Below are 21,159 nucleotides of genomic sequence, written 5' to 3' on the forward strand. Positions count from 1 at the left end.
CCTCCATCGATCCATCGTAGATTTCGAGACAAAGAACGGCGGCGACGAGAATGCGGCTGCGCGCACTGCTGGACACGGACGCGCTGGGCCTGCGGCTGCTCGGCGGCGAGGACGAGCTGGACCGCACCGTACGCGGTGTGATGACCACCGACCTCAAGGACCCGAGCCGCTATCTGTCGGGCGGCGAACTGGTCCTGACCGGCCTCGCCTGGCGGCACGACGCCGAGGACTCCGAGCCGTTCGTCCGCATCCTCGCGAGCGCCGGGGTCGCGGCCCTGGCCGCGGGCGAGGCGGAGCTCGGCGACATCCCCGACGACCTGGTCGTGGCCTGCGCCCGGCACCGGCTGCCGCTGTTCGCCGTGAACGAGTCGGTCGCCTTCGCCACGATCACCGAGCACGTCGTGCGCCAGGTCTCGGGCGAGCGCGCCGGGGACCTGGCCGCCGTGGTCGAGCGGCACCGGCGGATGATGACCTCGGGCCCGGCGGGCGGCGGCCCCGACGTGGTCCTCGACCTCCTCGGCACCGACCTCGACCTGCGCGCCTGGGTCCTCTCGCCCGCCGGACGGCCCATCGCGGGCTCGAAGCTCGCGGGCGGCGCGCTGCCCGCGGGGACCCGCGCCGAGCTGGCCGCGGCGCATCTCACGGCGGTCCGCAGCGGGCGCCGGGGACCGCACCGGGTGACGGTGGGCCCGGCGATGTACTCGCTCTTCCCGGTCCGCTCCGCCGGGCGCGCCCCGGGCGCCCTCCGGGACGTCCGCGAGACGGTGCTCTCCGACTGGCTGCTCGCCGTCGAGGCGGACGCCGGGGACTGGCCCGATGAGCGGCTCGACCTGCTCCAGGGCGTCACCCAGCTCATCGCGGTGGAGCGGGACCGGCGGGACGCGGCGCGCACGGTGCGCCGACGGCTCGCGCAGGAAGTCCTGGAACTCGTCCAGACGGGGGCCGCGCCCGCCGAGATCGCGGCCCGGCTGCGGGTCGCGGCGCCGGTGCTGCTGCCGGGCCTCGGCGCGGCCCCGCACTGGCAGGTCGTGGTGGCACGCGTCGAGTGGGACGGCGGCGAGGTCGAGGGCGGCCCGGTCGCCCAGGCGCTGCTGGAGGAGATCCTCGTCGACCCGCTGTCGCCGGGGCCCGAGCTCTCCGACCGGATCGCCGTCGCCCATACGGGTGCGGAGGCGGTCGCGCTCGTGCCCCTTCCGGCGGTCTCCTCCGAGGAGGAGGGCTCCGACCCCGGTCTGCACGCCGACACGCTGCTGACGGCCGTACGGGAGCCGTTGTCGGCCGGTCTGGACGACGACGGCCGGCTCACCATCGGCGTCAGCGCGGCCGTGCACTCGGCCGAGGGGCTGCGCGGCGCCCTGGAGGAGGCACGGCACGCCCGCCGGGTCGCCGCGGCCCGCCCCGGACGGGTCTGCGCCGCCGGGCACCAGGAGCTGGCCTCGCACGTCCTGCTGCTGCCGTTCGTCCCGGACGACGTGCGCCGCGCCTTCACCGCCCGTCTGCTGGACCCGCTGCGCGAGTACGACGGCCGGCACCGGGCAGAGCTGATCCCGACCCTGGAGGCGTTCCTCGACTGCGACGGCTCCTGGACGCGCTGCGCGGCCCGTCTGCACCTCCACGTCAACACGCTGCGCTACCGCGTCGGCCGTATCGAGCAGTTGACGAGTCGTGATCTGTCGCGCCTGGAAGACAAGTTGGACTTCTTCCTGGCACTGCGGATGAGCTGACCCCAGGAGCCCCGGGCGACCCGGCACGGGATCGACGACTTTGTGAAATCCTTCACCTACCCTCTTGGCCGGGCCCGGTGATCCGTGCTGAGATGCCACCACTCAACAGCTCAATGGCGTGCTCGGGGAGGGCAACGTGGCGCATACCGCCATGTCTGGTACCGGAACCACTGCAGGGGACGATCCACTCCAGACCGCGGTATGGCGGCTGCGCTCGCGCGCCTGCTGGGCCGACGCGGCCGCGCTGATCCAGCCGCGCGCGGCGGGACCGGCGCTCCAGAGAGCGTCGCTCCTGGTCGAGCGCTGTCTCTACACCGAGCAGGGCTGGGCCGAGGCAGAGGACGCGCTGCGCACGGCCGAGGCCCTGGCACAGAGCGACGACGAGCGGGGCATGGCCGCCTGCGAGCGGGGCCAACTCGCCTACGCGGCCACCCTGCTGGGCGTGCGCGACCGGGCCGACGAGGCGCGTGCGGCGCTCGGCCGGGCCGCGGCGCTGCTCGCGCCGGGTGCGCCGGGCCGGGCGCTGCTGGACTTCCGGCGCGGACTGCTCGCCGAGAACCTCGCGCACGCGCCGCAGGCGGCCCGCGCCGCGTACCGGCGGGCGCACGCGGGCGCGACCGCCCAGAACGACGCGCTGCTGCTGTCCTTCACCTGGCGGCATCTCGCCGGACTCGCCTTGCGCGAAGGGGAGTTGGCGGAGGCCCGGCACGGCTTCGCCGAATCCCTGCGGATCCGGGAGGAGCTGGGGTACCTGGTCGGTACGGCGCCGGCGCTGGCGGCGCTCGCCGACACCGAGGCCGAGCCGGAGGCCTCGCGGCTGCGGGCGGAGGCGGGACGGCTGTTCCGGCTGCTCGGGGGCGTCCCCCTGTGGCTGGCGGACCAGTTGGCCCCGGAGCCGCCCGCCGCCACGGCCTGACCGTCGGGACCCACCTGAGCAAGTGACCCCGTCCGAAGGGGCGCCCGCCGGACTCCGGGCGGGCGCCCCTTCGACGTGACGGCACCCGACGGGACGCGCACCCGGGGCCCGGGCTCCGGGCCCGGTGCGCTCGGGCCACTGAAGCCGAAACGGAGCCGGCGGGCGAAGCGACGGACGGCGTCGGCGAAAGCGCCGGAGGCGGCGGAAGCGGCGACGGCGGGGTGCCGCGCCCTCGGCCGGTCAGTACGCGCCGGGGCCGGCGAGGTGCCGTGCTCGCGGCCCTGCTGCGGGTCGCGGCGCCGGGTCGGCAAGGTGCCGCGGCCGGTCAGGACGCGCCGGTGAAGTGCTCCCGTACCAGCGCCTGGACGACCGCCAGGTCCTCGGCGATCAACGCCTCCAGCAGCGCGGTGTGTTCGGCCGCGTCGGCCACCAGGTCGGCGCGGCCCCGGGAGACGGGACCGCCGACGAGCGGCCACTGGGCACGGCGGTGCAGATCGTCGGCGATGCGCACCAACTGCGCGTTGCCCGCGAGGGCGAGGACCGCACGGTGGAAGGACCGGTCGGACTCCGCGTAGGTCGCACGGCAGCCCGAGGAGGCGGCCCGCACGGTGGCCTCGGCGAGCGGGCGCAGCTCGGCCCAGCGGGCGGCGGGCACGGTACGCGCGAGCCGGAGCATCACCGGGACCTCGATCAGGCCCCGGATCTCGGCGAGTTCGGCCAGTTCCCGGGTGCCGCGCTCGATGACGCGGAAGCCCCGGTTGGGGACGACCTCGACGGCGCCTTCGAGGGCGAGTTGCTGCATGGCCTCCCGGACGGGTGTCGCCGACACCCCGAAGCGCTCGCCGAGCGCGGGCGCCGAGTACACCTCGCCGGGAGCGAGTTCACCCGCGACGAGCGCGGTACGCAGGGCGTCGACGATCTGCCCCCGGACGGAGGCGCGCTGCACGACGGGGCGGGCGGCCTCCGAACGGACAGCGGGGCGGGCCTCCTCGGCGTGCGTGGGGCGGGCGTTCGGCTCGCGTACGGCCGGACGGGTCTCCTCGGTGTGCGCGGGCCGCGCGCCTCCGGCATCCGCTCCCGGCCGGGCCCGGTCCGCGGGACCGGTGTTCTCCGGCCGTCCGGCGGGGCGCGTCTCGTCGGCGGGTGCGGGCCTGACGTTCCCGGGGTTCACGGCGGGACGGCTGTCGTCCGTACGTACGGCTGCGCGGGTGTCCTCGGTGCGCGGGTGCGGGATCGGGGTCTCGCTGTGCGTGTGCTCACCGCGGGCCGAGGCCAGGACCACGGGGTGAGCGCCGGCCGGCCCGGCACCGGGGCCGTCGCCCACGACGCCCGCGGGCACTCCCCTGACCCGTCCCGCGTCCGCGGACCCCGGCTGCTGCGGGAGCCGGAAGGCACCCCCGTGGATGTCCGGGACCCACGCCCCGGTGGAGCCGTGCGCACCGCGCGGACCGGTCTGCTCCACGGTTCCTCCTCCGGGTCGTCGGTACTGGGGTCAAGGCGTCGATTGTTACTGGCCCGTCAAGCACGATAGGCGCACACGGCCCCAGTTCAAACACCCGACCGGCAGGGTAAGGTAAGGCTTACCTGCTAACGATCGTGAAGCGATGGTTTCGCATGTCCACTCCCACGCTGTCGGCCGACGCCGCCACGACCGCCCCGGCGGCCACGACCGTTCCGGCCGGTCCTGGCACACCGGCCGCCGCCGTGTCGCCCTTCACCGACGCCTACGCACGGCTGAGCGAGGCCTTCCCCGGCCTGGGCGTCACCGAGCTGGAAGCGGGTGAAGCGGCCCCGCGGGGCCCGGGTTGGGCCGTCGCCGCCCGGCTCGCCGAGGGCGGGCCGGACCTCGACGCGTTTCTCGCCTGGGACGAGGCCCAGGTGCTCCGGGACCACGGCACGCGGGCACGGCCCGACGTGGTGGCCGGTTTCGGACTGCACCGCTACGCCTGGCCGGCCTGCCTGCTGATCACCGTTCCGTGGTTCCTCCGGCGCCGGGTGCCCCGCCTGCCTGTGGAGGACGTCACATTCCAGCGCGAGCAAGGCCGGATGGCCGTCCGGATCACCACGTTCGCCTGTCTGCCGGACGACCCGGCCGCCGCCCTGCCGGGTGCCCGGGTCGTGCCGGACGAGGAGGCGCTGCGCGCGGAGGTGCGCGCCGCGGTGGCCGAGCACCTGGAGCCAGTACTCGGCGGATTCGGGCCGCGCATGCGACGGCGCGGCCGGGCGCTGTGGGGCATGGCCACGGACGAGATCGTCGAGGGCCTCTGGTACGTCGCCGGTCTGCTCGGCGAGGAGCGGCGCGCGATGCGCGAGCTGGAGCTGCTGCTGCCGGACTCGACCCGGCCGTACGTCGGCTCGGCGGCCTTCCGCGAACTGACGGGTCCCGGCGGGGAGCCCCTGCCCACCCGCGACCGGGTGAGCTGCTGCCTCTTCTACACCGTGCGCCCCGAGGACACCTGCGGCACCTGTCCGCGCACCTGCGACACGGCCCGCGTCGCCAAGCTGACCACCGCCGACGCGAGTTGAGACGACCGGGGCGAGAGCGCGACCGTACGCCGCCCCGCGACCAGAACCGGTCTCACACCCCCGCACCCCCGGATCACCTGAGCACCTGAGCACCTGAGCACCTGAGCCTTGACGGCGGACGACGCCCGGCCGCGGATCACAGGTACTTCACACATTCCTCACTTGCCCCGGGAACTTTCCGCGGAACCATCCGTATGGGTAGTCTTATTCGTACTCAACTCCCGTCCCTCGCGCGGCAGTTCGAGCAGAAAGTCGCCCTGCGTACCTTCTTGCACTTCCTTGGCGGCCTCTTGCCCCGAAACCCCCTGAGGGCCGATGTGATTGGGCCACTATGGCGGGCGTTACGCCCTATCCCAATGCAAGGGACCCCCGATGAGACTGACCGACATATCGCTGAACTGGCTGCTTCCAGGCGCCGTTCTGCTCCTGGGCCTGCTGGCGGCGGTGGCGGTGCTCGCACGCGGCAAGCGGTCCGGGGACGGCGCGAGCAGCGACGACTCCTGGGAGCGGACCGAGGAGCGCCGCAGGCGTAAGGAGGCCGTCTACGGCACGGCCTCCTATGTCCTGCTGTTCTGCTGTGCCGCGGTCGCGGCGGCACTCTCCTTCCACGGCCTGGTCGGCTTCGGCGAGCAGAACCTCGGCCTCTCGGACGGCTGGGAGTACCTCGTCCCGTTCGGCCTGGACGGGGCGGCGATGTTCTGTTCCGTCCTCGCGGTGCGCGAGGCCAGCCACGGTGACGCGGCGCTCGGCTCCCGCATACTCGTGTGGACCTTCGCCGGTGCCGCGGCCTGGTTCAACTGGGTGCACGCGCCCCGGGGCGTGGACCACGCCGGCGCTCCGCAGTTCTTCGCGGGGATGTCCCTGTCGGCCGCCGTCCTGTTCGACCGGGCCCTGAAGCAGACCCGTCGGGCCGCCCTGCGCGAGCAGGGCCTGGTGCCGCGTCCACTGCCGCAGATCCGTATGGTCCGCTGGCTGCGTGCTCCCCGTGAGACGTACAGCGCGTGGTCGCTGATGCTCCTGGAGAACGTCCGGTCCCTGGACGAGGCCGTCGACGAGGTGCGCGAGGACCGGCGCCAGAAGGAGCAGAACCGACTGCGCCGCCGCAACGAGGAGCGGGTCGAGCGAGCGCACCTCAAGGCGCTCAGCCGTGGTCACCGCGGCTTCCCCGGCCGCGGCGCCGCCCGGGAACTGGAGACCACCGTGGAGCGGGCGCCCGCCGGGACCTCCACGGAGCCCGCCATATCCACCGCGGAGCAGCTGCCCGTACGATCGCGGCCCTCCCTCACCCCCGTCCGCAAGAGCGCTGAACCGATCACCGTCGACCTCACCACGGAGGACGACACGATGGCCCTGCCCCGGCTCGACTCCCTGGAGCGCAAGCTCAAGGACCTTGAACAGCAGTTCGGCTGAGCCGGACGAGGGCCCGGGCAGCCTGTCCGGCGCTCCGGACAGGCCCGGACACGACAACGGCGACGCGGTGTTCCTACACCGCGTCGCCGTTCAGTTCGAACCACACCGCCTTGCCCACCCCGTGCGACCGTACGCCCCACGCGTCCGCCAGGGACTGGACCAGGACGAGACCTCTGCCGTGCGTACCGTCGTCGGCGTTCGGTACGCACAGTCGGGGCCTGCGTCCCACGAAGTCCCGGACCTCCACGCGCAGTCCGCGCGGTCCGATCGTCGCGGTCAGGACGGCGTCGTCGTCCGTGTGGATCAGTGCGTTGGTGACGAGCTCACTGGTCAGGAGCTCAGCCGTCTCGGCCCTGCCCGGCTTCCCCCAGTGCCGTAAGTGCTCCCTCAGCGCCTTGCGCGCCTCGGGCACCGCCCGCAGATCCGCCTTGCCCAGCCGGCGCCGGAACTGCGCGCCGTCCGGTTCGTCCATCGCCCCGTCGGATGCTTCCTCCACTGGATCGGTGGAGTAGGCCCCCTTGGTCATGGGACCACCTCCTGGTGCCTGCCGCTTCATGACCCCCGCCTGCGTGCCGATGTCGGTTCCCCTCTGCTCGAACACGTTCACGGGATCCATGCCCTCATCGAGAACGTGACAGTCATGTCGAATCATGAACCAGCCCCCGTACGGGCGCGGGTGCGCGAGCCGCGCGCGGGGAAGTGAAGGGGTCGACAGAGCCGTCCGAGCACCGAGGAGCCGCCGTGCACGACGACCGTTCGCTGGTGGAGGCCCGTCTGGAGCGCGCGCTGCGGCAGTTCCTGCGCCCCGCGCAGTACGGGGACCGGGTGCCGCTCACGCTGTCCGCGTGGCACGCGCCGGGCGAGCCGGTGCCCGTCGGGCAGGCGCTCCAGGCCTCCTACGAGCCCTTCACGACCGGCACGGCCTGGGGAAAGCCCTGGTCGACGAGCTGGTTCCGCATCGAGGGCCGGGTGCCCGAGGAATGGGCGGGCCGCCTCGTGGAGGTGGTGATCGACCCCGGGTTCACCGGGGACGGGCCCGGTTTCCAGGCGGAGGGGCTGCTGTACGACACCGCCGGCGTCCCCCTCAAGGGCATCCACCCGCGCAACCGCCACCTGACGGTCGGGGCACCGGCGAGGGGAGGCGAGGCGGTGCGCCTGCTGCTGGAGGCGGCGGCGAACCCCGCCGTCCTGCACGGCTTCGAGCCCACCCCCCTGGGAGACGTGCTGACCGCCGGGGATGGGCCGATCTACCGATTCGCGGCTGCCGACCTCGCCGTACTGGACGAGGACGTGTGGCATCTGGTCCTCGACACCGAGGTCCTCTCGGAGCTGATGTACGAGCTGGATCCGCAGCGGCCGCGACGGCACGAGATCCTGCGCGCCCTGGAGAACATGCTCGACGCCCTCGATCTGCACGACGTGTCCGGCACGGCCGCGGCGGCACGGGCCGAGCTGACGGAGGTGCTGTCGCGGCCCGCGTCCGCCAGCGCGCACCGTGTCTCGGCGACCGGACACGCACACATCGACTCGGCGTGGCTGTGGCCGCTGCGCGAGACGGTCCGCAAGGCCTCCCGGACCTTCGCCAACGTCACCGCGCTGGCCCTCGACTACCCGGAGCTGGTCTTCTCCTGCTCCCAGGCCCAGCAGTACGCCTGGGTCAAGGAGCACCAGCCGCACATCTGGGAGCGCATCAAGAAGGCCGTGCAGGAGGGCAATTGGGCTCCCGTGGGGTCGATGTGGGTGGAGTCCGACGCCAACATGCCCGGCGGTGAGGCGCTGGCCCGGCAGATCGTGCACGGCAAGCGGTTCTTCCGGGAGGAACTGGGGGTCGAGACCGAGGAGATCTGGCTGCCGGACTCCTTCGGCTACACGGCCGCCTTCCCGCAACTGGCGAAGCTCGCCGGCGTCCGCTGGTTCCTCACCCAGAAGCTGAGCTGGAACCAGACCAACAAGATGCCCCACCACACCTTCTGGTGGGAGGGCATCGACGGCACCCGGGTCTTCACCCACTTCCCGCCTGTGGACACCTACAACTCCCAGTTCCACGGCAGTGAACTCGCCCACGCGGAACGCAACTTCGCGGAGAAGGGCCTCGCGACCCGCTCACTCGTCCCGTTCGGCTGGGGCGACGGCGGGGGCGGCCCGACCCGCGAAATGCTGGAGAAGGCACGCCGGTTGCGGTCCCTGGAGGGCTCGCCCACGGTCCGGATCGAGAAACCGGAGGCGTTCTTCGCCGCCGCCGAGGAAGAGTACGGGGCCCACGCGCCGGTGTGGTCCGGCGAGCTGTACCTGGAACTGCACCGGGCCACCTACACCACGCAGGCCAAGACCAAGCAGGGCAACCGCCGTTCCGAACACGCCCTGCGTGAAGCTGAGTTGTGGTGCGCGACGGCCGCCGTGCGCGATCCGTCGTACACCTACCCGTACGACGCCCTGGACCGGCTCTGGAAGACCGTGCTGCTGCACCAGTTCCACGACATCCTGCCCGGCTCATCGATCGCCTGGGTGCACCGGGAGGCACGCGAGACGTACGCGCGGGTGCTCGCGGAGCTGGAGGAGATCACCGCGGAGGCGGTACGGGCGCTGGGGTCCGGCTCGCCGGCGGTACTGAACGCCTCGCCCTACGAGCGGACCGAGGTGGTCGGGGACGCGCTGGTCACGGTGCCGGGGCTGGGCGGCGCCGCCGTGTCCACCGGGCCGGGACCCACCGTCCGGGCCGAACGCGACGACGCCGTCATCGTGCTGGAGAACGACCGGCTGCGGGTACGGATCGACGCCGACGGACTGCTGACCTCCGTACGGGACCTCGTACACGGCCGGGAGGTGCTGTGCGGTCCCGGCAATCTGCTCCAGCTCCACCCCGACCATCCCAACGCCTGGGACGCCTGGGACATCGACCGGCACTACCGGCGCACCCGCACGGACCTGACGTCCGCCGAGTCGGTGGAGCTGGTGGAGAGCGGGCCGCTGCGGGCGGCCGTGCGCGTCACCCGGGTCTTCGGCTCCTCCCGGATCACCCAGGAGATCCGGCTGGCGGCCGCGAGCCGCCGGCTGGACATCGTGACCGACGTCGACTGGCAGGAGTCGGAGAAGGTTCTCAAGGCCGCTTTCCCGCTCGACGTCCAGGCCGAACGGTCCGCCGCCGAGATCCAGTTCGGGCACGTCCACCGTCCCACCCACGCCAACACCGGCTGGGACGCGGCCCGTTTCGAGATCTGCGCCCACCGCTGGCTGCGGGTCGCGGAGGAGTCGTACGGCGTCGCGGTGCTCAACGACTCGACGTACGGCCACGACGTGACCCGTACCCCGCATGCCGAGGGCCTCGGCACCACCGTACGGCTGACCCTGCTGCGCGCTCCGCACAGCCCGGACCCCCGGACCGATCTCGGCACGCACCGGTTCACGTACGCGCTGCTGCCGGGGGTCGGCGTCGGGGACGCCGTGGCGGAAGGACTCGCGCTCAATCTGCCGCTGCGCCGGGCCGCGGTGCCGGCGCCCGAACCGCTGGTGAGCGTCGCCGGCCCGGCCGTCACCGTCGAGTCGGTCAAGCTCGCGGAGGACCGCAGCGGCGACGTGGTGGTGCGGCTGTACGAGTCACGGGGCGGACGGGCCCGTGCGAAGGTGACCGCCGGTTTCCCGGTCTCCCGGGCCGAGGTGACCGACCTGCTGGAACGCCCGCTGCGCGAGGCCCCGCCGGAGATCGAGCTGCGGCCGTTCCAGATCCTCACCCTGCGACTGCGGCCCGCCCGCTAGACCCACCCGCTCGTGCCACGGCACAGGGCAGGGCAGGGCAGGGCAGGACGACCCAGTGAAGTGGGAACCATCCCAGGCCTTCTGACCTCTCATCATGGGGAGTGCCTGGGATGCCGTCCTGGGTCGAGAAGCGGAGGAAACGGTGTCATCCCGGGACGATGTCGAGGAATTCGCGGCGATGCTGCGGCAGTTGAAGGCCCGCTCCGACCGCAGCTACGCCGCGCTGGCCCGTCACCTGAACATGAACGCCTCGACACTGCACCGGTACTGCGCGGGGGAAGCGGTGCCGCAGGGGTTCGCACCCATGGAGCGGTTCGCCGCGCTGTGCGGGGCGGCTCCGGCCCAGCGGGTCGAACTCCACCGGCTGTGGGTTCTCGCGGTGGCGGCCCGGCAACGGTCCCGGACAACTCCGGGGGTCGAGTCCGCCCCACCCGCCCCACCCGCTCCGTCCACTCCGTCCGCCGCGGAGTCGGCGTCGTCGAGCCCGTCGGCTTCGTCTAGCCCGTCGGCTTCGATGTCACCGTCCGTGAATCCGTCGCTTCCCGTGCCGGAAACGGTGTCGCCCGGCTCCTCGCCGGTCACCACCGAGGCCGCCCGGACGACCACGGAGACGGGACCCGAGCCCGCCGGAGCGCCGCGAAGGCCCTGGTACAGGCGCCGCGTCGCGGTCGCCGCGGCGGTGGTGACGGCGCTGTTCGCCACCCTGGGCAGTCTGTCCGCCCTGCCTTCCGGGCACGCCGCGACGGACGCCGGCGACCAGGTGTCCGGCGCGCCCACCGCGAAGGCGGCAGGCGAGCGGCGCGGCTCCGCGACACCGTCCGCGTCCCCCTCGGCCACGCACGGCCGGCCGTCCGGCTCCACGGCCCCGAGCGCGTCCGGCAGTCGCGGCACCTCACCGAGCCCGTCCACGAGCCCCTCCCCCACCGGCGTCTCCGCCGGGCCCCCGCTCACCTGGACCGTGAACTCCCACCGCTGGGCGGTTGGTTGCGGTCACACCTACGTCATCGACAAGTCGCCCGAACAGGTGCCACCGCCCCCGGCCCCGCAGGACGCCTCCCCGTGGGCGCAGACGCAGAACGCGGTGCACGGCGAAGAAACGATCGTGGACCTCACCGTGCAGGGGCGGTCCGACGCGGCCGTGGTCCTGGAGGCACTGCGGGTGCGCGTCGTCGGACGCTCGGCCCCGCTGAAGGGCACGGCCTACGCCACGGGCGGGGGGTGCGGCGGCAGTATGGGCGTCGGCTCGTTCGCCGTCGATCTGGACATGGACCGGCCCATCGCCCGCCCGATCGCGAGCGATGACGACGGAACGGGCTCCCGGACTCTGAGCATGCCCTTCCGGGTGTCCGTGAAGGACCCCCAGGTGCTGATGGTCGACGCCCTGACCGAGTCCTGCGACTGCCGCTGGTATCTGGAGCTCGACTGGTCCTCGCGGGGTCGCACCGGTACGGTCCGGATCGACGACCAAGGTGTCCCGTTCCGCACCAGCGGCATCAAGGGCCTGCCGCATTACTGGTACCGGGCGAACGGCTGGACCCTGACCACCACCGGCTGAACGAGACCTGCGGCTCACCCGACGAGGCTCTACGGGCGGGGCACGTTGCGCAGGTTGGAGCGGGCCAGCTGCACCATCCGGCCGACGCCGCCGTCCAGCACGATCTTCGACGCCGAGAGGGCGAAGCCCGTCACCATGTCCGCGCTGATCTTCGGCGGGATGGAGAGCGCGTTCGGGTCGGTGACGATGTCGACCAGGGCCGGGCCCTTGTGGCGGAAGGCGTCCTTGAGGGCACCGGCGAGGTGCTTCGGCTTCTCGACCCTGATGCCGAACGCCCCGCAGGCGCGGGCCACCGCGGCGAAGTCGGGGTTCTTGTTGGTGGTGCCGTAGGAGGGCAGCCCGGCGACCAGCATCTCCAACTCGACCATGCTGAGGGAGGAGTTGTTGAAGAGCACGACCTTCACCGGCAGGTCGTACTGCACGAGGGTGAGGAAGTCGCCCATCAGCATGGAGAATCCGCCGTCGCCGGACATCGACACGACCTGACGTCCCGGGTCGGTGAACTGGGCGCCGATCGCCATCGGCAGCGCGTTCGCCATCGATCCGTGCGAGAACGAACCGATCACCCGGCGGCTGCCGTTGGGCGAGATGTAACGGGCCGCCCAGACATTGCACATTCCGGTGTCGACCGTGAACACCGCGTTCTCGTCGGCGAGTTCGTCGAGCACCGAGGCGACGTACTCGGGGTGGATCGGGACGTGCCGGTCGACCTTGCGGGTGTACGCCTTGACGACCCCCTCAAGGGCGTCCGCGTGTTTCTTCAGCATTTTGTCGAGAAAGCGCCTATTGCCCTTGGGCCGCACCCGCGGGATCAGGCAGCGCAGCGTCTCCCGCACATCACCCCACACCGCCAGATCCAGCTTCGACCGGCGCCCCAGGTGCTCCGGCCGCACGTCGACCTGGACGATCTTGACGTCGTCGGGGAGGAAGGCGTTGTACGGGAAGTCGGTGCCCAGCAGGACGAGGAGGTCGCACTCGTGGGTCGCCTCGTAGGCCGCGCCATAGCCGAGGAGCCCGCTCATACCGACGTCGAACGGGTTGTCGTACTGGATCCATTCCTTGCCGCGCAGCGCGTGCCCGACCGGCGACTTGACCTTCTCGGCGAACTCCATGACCTCGGCGTGCGCGCCCGCCGTGCCGCTGCCGCAGAACAGGGTGACCTTCTCCGCCTCGTCGATCATCGCGACGAGCCTGTCGATCTCGGCGTCGCCCGGCCGGACGGTGGGCCGGGAGGTCACGAGGGCGGTCTCGACGGGTTTGTCCGGGGCGGGCTCGGACGCGATGTCTCCGGGCAGCGAGACCACGCTGACACCGGAGCGGCCCACCGCGTGCTGGATGGCGGTCTGGAGGAGCCGCGGCATCTGCTTCGGGCTGGAGATGAGTTCGCTGTAGTGACTGCACTCGCGGAAGAGCTGGTCCGGATGGGTCTCCTGGAAGTAGCCGAGGCCGATCTCGCTGGAGGGGATCTGCGAGGCCAGGGCCAGAACGGGGGCCATCGAGCGGTGCGCGTCGTACAGGCCGTTGATGAGGTGCAGGTTGCCCGGTCCGCAGGAGCCGGCGCAGGCCGCGAGCCTGCCGGTGATCTGGGCCTCGGCGCCCGCGGCGAAGGCGGCGGTCTCCTCGTGGCGGACCTGGATCCAGTCGATGGCCGCGTTGCGCCGGATCGCGTCCACGACCGGGTTGAGGCTGTCGCCCACGACTCCGTACAGCCGCTCGACGCCCGCGCGGACGAGGATGTCGACGAACTGCTCGGCGACGTTCTGCTTGGCCATGCCGCACACACCTCTTCGTGATCCTCGAAGCCTCGGGCACCCCGGGTTCCCCTCGTTCCCCGGATCGACCCTCGGTTCCATGAATTCACACCGTGCGCGGTTACGCCTCCCACACGGCGGCGGCCGTCCGGTCGTCGGCGTACCCCTTGACCCGCGCCGACGCGTCCGCGAGGAACGCGGCGAGACCGGGTGCCTCTCCCCGCGCCCACCGTGTCGTCAGGTACTCGGCCAGCTCGGGTTCGCCGCGCAGTGGCTCCGCGAGGCCGCCCGTGCACAGCAGCAGCGTGTCACCCGGACGGGCGACGGAGGCCCGGAACCGGAAGGGGGCGTGCGGGGGCCTGGCGGCGGGTTCGTACGGGCTCGGTGGCGTCGTGATGCCGAGGTCCATGGTGAGCCGGTCGCCCTCGGGAGTCTCGTGGGGCGGTGATCCGAAGCCGACGACGGCCTCCCCGGTCGTGTCGGCGACCCGCGGTTCGATGTCCTGCCACTCGCCGTCCCGCAGCCGGAACAGACCGCCCGCGCCGACACCGAAGAAGACCCGCGTACGGCACTCCGGATCGGCCGGCAGCAGCAGACAGCGCAGGCCCGCCGTGTACTCCTCGGGTTCGACGCCCTGCTCCGCCGCGCTCGCCCGCAGCCGGCCGAGGCTGCGGGCGACGAGCCGGTGCAGTCCCGACTTCAGCTCGCCTCGCCGGGCGGCCCTGATGTCGTCGGAGAGGCGTTCATGGCTGCGCCCGACGGCCTGCCCGATCCACCGGCACGCCTCCGCCGCGGCCCTGTGCGCGCCCGAGGTGGCACGCGCGCCGGTCGCCATCGCCACCAGGACGAGCGCCTGCTCGCCCGTTCCGAACCGGGCGGTGAGCAGCGCGTCCCGGCGCGGCTCGCCCCGGAAGCGGGCGGAGTCCCCGCGTACGGACACGGCCCGCAGTGTGCTCGTTCCGTACCGTGCGCCGTCCAGCACGGTGTCGGCGACCAGGTCACCGAGTTCGTCGGGTTCGGCGGACGGCAGCGCGGTCGGTTCGGGGTCGTAGGTGGGCGGGCCGGAGCCGACGTGGCCGGCGGGGGGCGGCGGTTCGACGACGGAGAGGACCGCCTCCCGGGGCTCGTCCGCGGTGTCCCCCGGTGCCGACTGGGGCGGTGGGGTCCGGAAGCCCCCGGTGGTGCTGGGCAGCGCGTCCGTTCCGGGTCCGGGGGCCGCCGCACCCGGGGGTACGGCGGGAGCCGACCCGGGTTTCGGCGGCACCTCCGACGGAGCCCTCGACGCGGGCACCCGCCCGGCGGGAGGCCCCGCGGACGTGTCGCTCCGGGTGTCCCGCGAGTCGTGCGGGCCGGGTTCCTGCGCGGTGAATCCCGGCGGTTTCGGGCCGGGCGGCAGGGCGGAGGGAGCGGCCGGTGCCGGACCGGAGGGTGGCGGGGCCGAGGGAGCGGCCGGTGCCCGGCCGGCGGGCGGGAGGTCCCAGGACGGGGGTTCCCAGACGGAGGGCTCCCAGGGAGTGGGCTCCCAGGCGGCGGGTTCCGGCGGGGCCGCCTGGCGGCCGGGCGGGCCCGTGTCCTCGCCGGGCCCCGGCACCGGGCCCCGCTCCCAGCGGCCCGGCCGGGACGCCGGCTCGGCGGTGGGCGTCCCGTCGGGCGGGTTCGCGCCACCCGGCCGGTCGGCGGAGGCCGAGGCGCCGTGACGTCGCCCCGGTCCGGTGGGAGGCTGCTGCGGCGGCGGGGGCGGCTGCGTCCCCGGCCCGGGGGACGAGGGCTCCGGCACGGTGGGAGGCCTTTCGGGACGCGGCGGACCGTCGAACCCGGGGGCGCCGGGCCGGCGGTCGGACCCGGGCCCCGGGACGGACGCCGCGTCCGGAGCGGACCTCGGATCCGAGGCGGACCTCGCGTCCGCCGACGCGGGCCTCCGTTCCGGCGCGGGCGGCACCTCCGAGGCGGGCCTCCGCGTCGGCGCGGGCGGCACCTCCGAGGTCGGCCACCGCTCCGACCGGGGCGGCACCTCCGAGGCGGGCCTTCGCGTCGGCGCGGGCGGCACCTCCGAAGCGGGCCTCCGTGTCGAGGTGGGCCGGACGTCGGAGAGGGGCTTCCGTTCCGGCGCGGACCGGGCGCCCGGCCCTGTTTCCGGGCCTGCGTCCAGTCCGTCCCCGAGCGTCCCCGACGCCGACGCGAACCGGTCGTCGAGGGAATCGGCCACGGCGGCGGGCCCCGTGTCCTCGGTGGAGTCGTCGTACAACTGCCGCCACCAGTCGTCCTCGTGACCGGTGGGCTTCTCCCCCTGCTGGCTCATGCTCCCGATTGTCCACCGAGACGGCCGGTTGAAAACGGGGCATCCGGAAAAACCGGCCAAGGTGCAGCCCGCCGAACGGCCCGCACGAGTGAACCGTCGAACAGGAATCCGCACTGGAACGCGCGAACACCTGACCGCCGAGCGGCCCCACCCCCCACGGGGGAACCGCCCGGCGGCGCCTGGGTGACCGGGCCCACGCACGCCGTGGCCGGCCGGGCCACGATCCGGACCACCGGGCCGCCGTCGACGTCCAGTTCGGCACCGGGTTCAGCCCCGGACACGGACGGACTCCTCAACCCCAGCTTCTCCAGGGCCGGTTCGCGCACGAACGCGAGCCGGGACAGCCCTCGGTCCGCGAGTCCGCACGTGCTTCCCGCAGGCCGGACCCAACCGGAGGATCACGGAAGCCGGTTGGCACCTCGATGACGTGAGCTTGTCAGAGGGGCGGGGGGTACGGCGATGATGTGCCGGGGCGGGTTTGCGCCGTGGCCGATATCCGCCACGGCTCTGCCGTCCGACCGGAACGCATCCACGGGAAGGGCATCGCCGCATGCTGGGAGCGATAGGTCTGGACGAGACCCACGAATCGGCGTACCGCGCGCTGGTGTCCGTGGGCGCGGCCGAGGTACCCGATCTCGCGCGCCGGCTCACGCTCGGCGAGTACGAGACGGAGCGCGCGCTGCGCCGGCTGGAGCTGCACGGCCTGGCCGCGCAGTCCTCGGCGCGGCCGGGCCGCTGGGTCGCCGCGCCACCCGGAGTCGCCCTCGGCGCGCTGCTCACCCAGCAGCGCCACGAACTGGAGAAGGCGGAGCTGGCGGCCGCGCTGCTGGCCGAGGAGTACCGGGGCGCGGCGGGCGAACCGGCCGTGCACGATCTGGTCGAGGTGGTGATCGGCGCCGTGGCGGTCTCACAGCGCTTCCTCCAGCTCCAGCTGGGCGCCTGCGACGAGGTGTGCGCGCTGGTCACCGGCACCCCGATGGTGGTCTCCGGCACGGACAACGACGCCGAGGAGCAGGCCGCGGGCCGGGGTGTCGGCTATCGCGTGGTCGTCGAGCGGTCCGTCCTCGACCAGCCCGGCGGGATCACCGAGCTGTCCGCCGCGCTCGGCCGCGACGAGCAGGTGCGGGTCGTGGACCGGGTGCCGACCAAACTGGTGATCGCCGACCGGACGCTCGCGATGGTGCCGCTCACCTCGCACACCGCGGAGCCGGCCGCGCTGGTCGTGCACGCGAGCGGACTCCTGGAGCTGCTGTCGGGGCTGTTCCAGTCGGTGTGGCGGGACGCGCTGCCGCTGCGGCTGGGCAGCCGGGGCGTACTGGAACAGGAACCGGACGGCCCCGACACCACGGACCTGGAGATCCTCTCCCTGCTCCTCGCGGGCCTGACCGACGCGAGCGTGGCCAAACAGCTCGACCTGGGCCTCAGGACGGTACAGCGCCGGGTGAAGCGCCTGATGGAGCTGACCGGCGTGACGACCCGGCTGCAACTGGGCTGGCACGCGTACGAGCGCGGCTGGGTGGCCCGGGGCTGACCTGCGCTCTCGCGTCCGCTCGGGCAGGCTGGGCAGATGGGAGTGTGGGAACTCCTGCTGGTCGGCGTGGTGATTCTGCTCGGCCTGGTCGGAGTGCTGGTGCCCGGTCTGCCGGGGTCGTGGCTCGTCTGGGCCGCGGTCCTGTGGTGGGCGCTGAGCTACCCGCAGACCCTGTCCTGGGCCGTCCTGGTGGCCTCGACCGCCGTCCTGCTGCTCGCCCAGGCCATCCGCTGGATGCTGCCACCGCGGCGGCTGCGCGAGAGCGGCGCCACCACCCGAATGGCGGTGTACGCGGGAGGCGGGTCCTTCCTCGGCTTCTTCCTGGTCCCGGTGATCGGCGCCGTGGCCGGTTTCATCGGCGGGATCTACCTCAGCGAGCGGCTGCGCCTGGGCGGGCACGGCCCGGCGAAGGCCTCGCTGCGGACCGCGATGCGGGCGGGCGGCTGGAGCGTGCTGACGGAGCTCCTCGCCTGCCAGCTGATCCTGGGGGCGTGGCTGGGGGCGGTCATCTGGGGCTGAGGGCCTTACCAGACGGATGCCGACGGGTCGAAACCGTCCGCGCCCACTAGCCTCAGGACACGACCAAGGCCCAGGTCGACCGAAGCGAAGCCGGAGACCTGGGCTTTGATCTTCCCCGGCCGCTCGGGGCCGTCGTGCCACTCACGCGCCAGACGGACCGCGGGAGCCGCTTCACCCTCTTGATCTGGCCGTCCACGTGGTCGGCGGTCCGGTGACCCGCCTCCACCCTGCCGGTCCCGCCCCGGCCGGAGCCGGGAGCGGGCCAGGCGGAGCGGCTGCTTCGTCAGCGGGCGCTCGTGGTGCGGATGTCGGTGACGTCGCCGAACACCGGCTCCAGCTTCACGACGAGGCTGGTCGTCACCGTCGGCGACTCCCCGCCGCCGAAGGTGTGGGTGACGGCGATCTCACGGCTGTTGGCGCCCTCGCTCACCGTCCACTGCACCGGGACGTTCTGGGCCCGCAGGACACCGTCCGCCTGGTTCGTCTTCTCCCACGCCTTCAGCTGCTTGGCGAAGGCGGGCGTCAGGTAGTGCGCGCGCAGCGCCGTGGACAGGGCGGCGTCCGGGCCGGCGGGGGCGTCCTTCGCGTCGACGTACGCACCGTAGAAGTCGGCGACCTGGGTCACCGAGTCACCGGTCCTGCCACTGACCGACCGCACCGCGGCGGACGCCTTCGCGGGGGCCTTCGCGGGGGCGATGCCCGTGGTGCGGATGTCGGTGATGCGGCCGGTGGGCTCCTGCTTCACGACGAGGTTGGTCGTCGTCGGCGACTCCCCGCCGCCGAAGGTCAGGGTGACGACGACCTCGAGGCCGTTGCCGCCCTCGCTCACCGTCCACTGCACCGGGACGTTCTGGGCCCGCAGGACACCGTCCACCTGGTTCGTCTTCTCCCACGCCTTCAGCTGCTTGGCGAAGGCGGGCGTCAGGTAGTGCGCGCGCAGCGCCTTGGTCAGTGCGGTGTCCGGGCCCGCGGCGTCGTCCTCCGCGTCGATGTACGCGCCGTAGAAGTCGGCGACCTGGGTCACCACGTCACCGTTGAAGCCACTGACCGTCCGCAGCGCGGCGGACGCCTTCGCGGAGGCCTTGACCGGGGCGGGGACGGCGGCCTGTGCCGCCACCTGCGTCGACACACCGAGCCCGACGGCCAGGACGAGACCGGCGGCGACGGCCGCACGGCGGCCCGGACGACGACGTGCGTGGGTGTTCCTGCTCATGTCGTGTCTTCCTTCTTGGTCAGTGGTCCATAGGGGTCGCTCCCGGCCCGCGCCGGCTCTCCCGCCGAACGCGCCCGCCGACGTCTCCCCGCACGTCGGGCACACGGTCACCCGGGCACACAGATGCCCGGTGCACAGGCGCAAAGCGGGAGTCGCCACCAGGCTGCTGCCGGGGCCCTCGATCCGCCCCGGCCGGTGCGACACCCACAGCTTCGAAGACACCGAGGACCCACCACAACCACCACCGCCCAACCCGCAACGGCGCAACCATCCCACCCGCCCTGAGCTGCGCGAACAGGCACCGCCTGGGATGCCGTCCTGGGATGCGGGGACGACCAGGTGCCGTCCCGGCCGACCCCTGGACCCGCCGAGACAGCACAGAACCGCGACCCCATCCATTGCGGCTCCCAGCCCTTCCCGCCGCGGCCACCGAACCGCCCACCGGCCCCGACGCAGCCACCGCCCGGACCGGGGACCGCAGGCCGGCGGGTGCCGGTGACGAGTGCTCTCACCTGGGCGTATACGATCCCCGGCCATGAAGCGTTCGATGATCGCGCTGGTCAGCGCAGGAGCAATCACGCTTGCCCTGAGCGGCTATGCCGTCGGGGCGACGCGGCACGACGGCACATTCGAGCAGTCGACCAGGTGCGAGCAGGCAAACCAGGAATTCGAGGCGCGGGCCGGCCAGTTCCGCAAGCAGCAGCAGCGGTTCGCCCGCGAGGGGAGCACCATACGACAGGACGAGATCGTCGCGGCACGGCTGAAGATCCTCACCTTGATCGTGGGACAGAATCCGACCTGCTTCGGAGCCGGGACTCGTGCTGCGGCGGCGTATCTCCTGCAACACCCGTCTCTGGGCCAGGAAGGCGCGGCCGCCTGTGAACTCGCCGGCATCCCTTCCAAGGACTGCACGATCTCGGTTGACTGATATGAGCGTCTGCCGTTCGAAGGCTCCTGGAGGCGCCCGGTGAACACTCTCGTCTTCCTGCTGCGGAGCGCGCTGGGCCTGGGTGGCGGTCTGGTGTTCGTGTGGGAGCTGAACCGCCAGGCCTCGGGACCGGGCTGGAGGAAGCCGCGAGTCCTCTCGGCGGCAGCCGCGGTGCTGCTCGCGGGGCTGCTCGTCGTCCAGTGACCGCCGGACGACGCGCCCCTCCCGTGCCCGTTCGGTCGGGAAGCAGCGGGAGTCACGGTCTCCGGCGGACAAGACAATGCTCACGAGAACGACCCCTGACCGATCTACCTGGTCAGGGGTCGTTCTCGTGAGGTGGTTGTGGGATGTGAACCCACGGTGACCTCGCTGGTACGGCGATTCGATCTGTATCAGACCGTCAGCAGGACAGGGAGTCGATGTAGATGTGCTGAGCGCTGTTGATCTTCATCCACATACTGGCCGCGCCGTTGCGGTTCGTCGTCTGGGTGCCGCCACCCCACCAGTGCCACTTGGTGACACAGTTCGCGGGGAACTTCACAGCGTCGGTGTCATAGAACTTCGAGTACTTGCTCGAACCCGACCATCCGTGTGGATCCAGCCAGATCCGGGCGTTGGGCACGTTGGCCACCCGGACCGGGTTGCCGTGGCAGGGGAGATTGTCCCCGTTCTCGTACGTGCCGTAGCTGTCGGCCCAACAGTTCGAGATCGACACGGAGTAGTCGGTGTTGTTGCTCACCTCACCACCGCATCCCGAAGTGTCGCAGGTGCCGGCCGAAGCAGGCGCGGACAGGAGCGCCAGGTTCAGCGCGGACGCGGCGAGGACTGCCGCGACAGCAAGACTCTTTCTCACATGCACTCCCAGGTGACAGAGCAGGAACTCGGTTACAGATAAAGGGCGTTGAACTTCGATCCCGGGCCGTACGGAGCCGTCGTCCAGGCGGTCGAGAGACCTGAAGGGCTTGTTCGGCGATGTACGGACGGCTCGTCCAGGGGGAGCTCTCGGGACGGTGCCCCGGATTCACCGCTTTCGG

The 21,159-nt window shown here is 72.7% G+C and carries 17 protein-coding genes; 11 read left to right on the top strand and 6 right to left on the bottom strand.

The features are described 5' to 3' along the window. Positions 1 to 50: 50 nt before the first annotated feature. Positions 51 to 1,724, top strand: a complete 1,674-nt coding sequence (locus tag OG780_RS10075; RefSeq protein ID WP_328446796.1) for a PucR family transcriptional regulator — start codon at positions 51 to 53, stop codon at positions 1,722 to 1,724. Positions 1,725 to 1,875: 151 nt separating this feature from the next. Continuing rightward, complete coding sequence (locus OG780_RS10080) at positions 1,876 to 2,640, top strand: hypothetical protein (protein WP_328446798.1); 765 nt, start codon at positions 1,876 to 1,878, stop codon at positions 2,638 to 2,640. Between the two features lie 325 nt (positions 2,641 to 2,965). On the opposite strand, the gene OG780_RS10085 is transcribed toward OG780_RS10080, so the two are convergent. After that, the gene (locus OG780_RS10085; RefSeq protein WP_443062309.1) at positions 2,966 to 3,811 is read right to left on the bottom strand and encodes a GntR family transcriptional regulator; all 846 of its coding nucleotides are present in this window, start codon (positions 3,809 to 3,811) and stop codon (positions 2,966 to 2,968) included. 443 nt (positions 3,812 to 4,254) lie between these two features. Here OG780_RS10085 and OG780_RS10090 point away from each other — a divergent pair, with 443 nt between their 5' ends. Both OG780_RS10090 and OG780_RS10095 read left to right on the top strand, forming a co-directional pair. Further along, complete coding sequence (locus tag OG780_RS10090) at positions 4,255 to 5,166, top strand: (2Fe-2S)-binding protein (protein WP_328446800.1); 912 nt, start codon at positions 4,255 to 4,257, stop codon at positions 5,164 to 5,166. Positions 5,167 to 5,538: 372 nt separating this feature from the next. Next, on the top strand, positions 5,539 to 6,576 hold the full coding sequence (locus OG780_RS10095; RefSeq protein ID WP_328446802.1) for a DUF2637 domain-containing protein: 1,038 nt from the start codon (positions 5,539 to 5,541) through the stop codon (positions 6,574 to 6,576). Positions 6,577 to 6,649: 73 nt separating this feature from the next. On the opposite strand, the gene OG780_RS10100 is transcribed toward OG780_RS10095, so the two are convergent. Further along, positions 6,650 to 7,048 (bottom strand): ATP-binding protein, encoded by a 399-nt coding sequence (locus tag OG780_RS10100; protein WP_328458031.1) that lies wholly within the window; start codon positions 7,046 to 7,048, stop codon positions 6,650 to 6,652. Positions 7,049 to 7,317: 269 nt separating this feature from the next. On the opposite strand from OG780_RS10100, the gene OG780_RS10105 reads away from it, so the two are divergent. Together OG780_RS10105 and OG780_RS10110 are read left to right on the top strand one after the other, a co-directional pair. After that, complete coding sequence (locus OG780_RS10105; protein ID WP_328446804.1) at positions 7,318 to 10,329, top strand: alpha-mannosidase; 3,012 nt, start codon at positions 7,318 to 7,320, stop codon at positions 10,327 to 10,329. A 142-nt stretch (positions 10,330 to 10,471) separates the two neighbouring features. Then, entirely contained in the window at positions 10,472 to 11,884 is a 1,413-nt protein-coding gene (locus OG780_RS10110) for a helix-turn-helix domain-containing protein (RefSeq protein ID WP_328446806.1), read from the top strand. A gap of 29 nt (positions 11,885 to 11,913) precedes the next feature. Here OG780_RS10110 and OG780_RS10115 read toward each other — a convergent pair whose 3' ends face one another. Next, positions 11,914 to 13,656: a pyruvate dehydrogenase gene (locus tag OG780_RS10115; protein WP_328446808.1), complete on the bottom strand. Its 1,743-nt coding sequence runs from the start codon at positions 13,654 to 13,656 to the stop codon at positions 11,914 to 11,916. A gap of 100 nt (positions 13,657 to 13,756) precedes the next feature. Continuing rightward, positions 13,757 to 15,412: a protein phosphatase 2C domain-containing protein gene (locus OG780_RS10120; RefSeq protein ID WP_328446810.1), complete on the bottom strand. Its 1,656-nt coding sequence runs from the start codon at positions 15,410 to 15,412 to the stop codon at positions 13,757 to 13,759. A gap of 1 nt (position 15,413) precedes the next feature. Between OG780_RS10120 and OG780_RS10125 the strand changes: the two genes are divergently transcribed. From OG780_RS10125 to OG780_RS10135, 3 genes are all read left to right on the top strand, one after another. Continuing rightward, positions 15,414 to 15,905 carry a hypothetical protein gene (locus tag OG780_RS10125; protein WP_328446811.1) on the top strand — a complete coding sequence of 164 codons (492 nt, stop codon included), beginning with the start codon at positions 15,414 to 15,416 and terminating at the stop codon, positions 15,903 to 15,905. 579 nt (positions 15,906 to 16,484) lie between these two features. Next, the gene (locus OG780_RS10130; RefSeq protein ID WP_328446812.1) at positions 16,485 to 17,465 is read left to right on the top strand and encodes a helix-turn-helix transcriptional regulator; all 981 of its coding nucleotides are present in this window, start codon (positions 16,485 to 16,487) and stop codon (positions 17,463 to 17,465) included. A 36-nt stretch (positions 17,466 to 17,501) separates the two neighbouring features. Next, positions 17,502 to 17,984: a DUF456 domain-containing protein gene (locus OG780_RS10135; protein WP_328446813.1), complete on the top strand. Its 483-nt coding sequence runs from the start codon at positions 17,502 to 17,504 to the stop codon at positions 17,982 to 17,984. Between the two features lie 283 nt (positions 17,985 to 18,267). Here the strand turns inward: OG780_RS10135 and OG780_RS10140 are convergent, their stop codons facing one another. Continuing rightward, positions 18,268 to 19,197 (bottom strand): hypothetical protein, encoded by a 930-nt coding sequence (locus OG780_RS10140; protein ID WP_328446814.1) that lies wholly within the window; start codon positions 19,195 to 19,197, stop codon positions 18,268 to 18,270. A 535-nt stretch (positions 19,198 to 19,732) separates the two neighbouring features. Between OG780_RS10140 and OG780_RS10145 the strand changes: the two genes are divergently transcribed. Further along, positions 19,733 to 20,125 (top strand): hypothetical protein, encoded by a 393-nt coding sequence (locus OG780_RS10145; protein WP_328446815.1) that lies wholly within the window; start codon positions 19,733 to 19,735, stop codon positions 20,123 to 20,125. Positions 20,126 to 20,164: 39 nt separating this feature from the next. Continuing rightward, entirely contained in the window at positions 20,165 to 20,329 is a 165-nt protein-coding gene (locus tag OG780_RS10150; RefSeq protein WP_328446816.1) for a hypothetical protein, read from the top strand. A gap of 196 nt (positions 20,330 to 20,525) precedes the next feature. Here the strand turns inward: OG780_RS10150 and OG780_RS10155 are convergent, their stop codons facing one another. After that, a complete protein-coding gene (locus OG780_RS10155) occupies positions 20,526 to 20,978 on the bottom strand; it encodes a hypothetical protein (protein ID WP_328446817.1) in 453 nt (150 codons plus the stop codon). Between the last annotated feature and the right edge of the window lie 181 nt (positions 20,979 to 21,159).

It is taken from the genome of Streptomyces sp. NBC_00386, from assembly GCF_036063235.1.
Classification (GTDB): Bacteria; Actinomycetota; Actinomycetes; order Streptomycetales; family Streptomycetaceae; genus Streptomyces.

Bases quoted from the DNA above. Each gene is read 5' to 3' on its own strand.
- OG780_RS10075 (WP_328446796.1), top strand. From the start codon at position 51: ATGCGGCTGCGCGCACTGCTGGACACGGACGCGCTGGGCCTGCGGCTG.
- OG780_RS10080 (WP_328446798.1), top strand. From the start codon at position 1,876: ATGTCTGGTACCGGAACCACTGCAGGGGACGATCCACTCCAGACCGCG.
- OG780_RS10090 (WP_328446800.1), top strand. From the start codon at position 4,255: ATGTCCACTCCCACGCTGTCGGCCGACGCCGCCACGACCGCCCCGGCG.
- OG780_RS10095 (WP_328446802.1), top strand. From the start codon at position 5,539: ATGAGACTGACCGACATATCGCTGAACTGGCTGCTTCCAGGCGCCGTT.
- OG780_RS10100 (WP_328458031.1), bottom strand. From the start codon at position 7,048: ATGGACGAACCGGACGGCGCGCAGTTCCGGCGCCGGCTGGGCAAGGCG.
- OG780_RS10115 (WP_328446808.1), bottom strand. From the start codon at position 13,656: ATGGCCAAGCAGAACGTCGCCGAGCAGTTCGTCGACATCCTCGTCCGC.
- OG780_RS10130 (WP_328446812.1), top strand. From the start codon at position 16,485: ATGCTGGGAGCGATAGGTCTGGACGAGACCCACGAATCGGCGTACCGC.
- OG780_RS10135 (WP_328446813.1), top strand. From the start codon at position 17,502: ATGGGAGTGTGGGAACTCCTGCTGGTCGGCGTGGTGATTCTGCTCGGC.
- OG780_RS10140 (WP_328446814.1), bottom strand. From the start codon at position 19,197: ATGAGCAGGAACACCCACGCACGTCGTCGTCCGGGCCGCCGTGCGGCC.
- OG780_RS10145 (WP_328446815.1), top strand. From the start codon at position 19,733: ATGAAGCGTTCGATGATCGCGCTGGTCAGCGCAGGAGCAATCACGCTT.